We start from the raw sequence: 263 nt of genomic DNA on the forward strand, positions 1-263 counted from the left end.
GAGTTCCGCTGGCTCAAAACTGGTGAGCCTATTTATGCCGAAGTTTATAAGCACTGGGTCAAGATATTTGCCGTAGTGTTTGGGATGGGTGTAGTATCGGGCGTGGTAATGTCTTACCAATTCGGTACTAACTGGGCCGTATTTTCTGATAAAGCCGGTAACGTCATAGGCCCACTACTTGCCTACGAAGTATTGACCGCCTTTTTCTTAGAAGCGTCGTTCTTAGGCATTATGCTGTTTGGTTGGGGTCGCGTCAGTAAACG

General features: G+C 47.1%; 1 protein-coding gene. It reads left to right on the top strand.

Features of this window, described 5'->3' with window-relative positions:
* Window positions 1-263, top strand: a 263-nt coding sequence (locus tag AAEY75_RS15685) for a cytochrome ubiquinol oxidase subunit I (RefSeq protein WP_352260111.1), incomplete at both ends; no start/stop codon positions are given.

The sequence above is a fragment of the Psychrobacter sp. TB55-MNA-CIBAN-0194 genome (genome assembly GCF_040309505.1).
GTDB lineage: Bacteria > Pseudomonadota > Gammaproteobacteria > Pseudomonadales > Moraxellaceae > Psychrobacter > Psychrobacter fozii.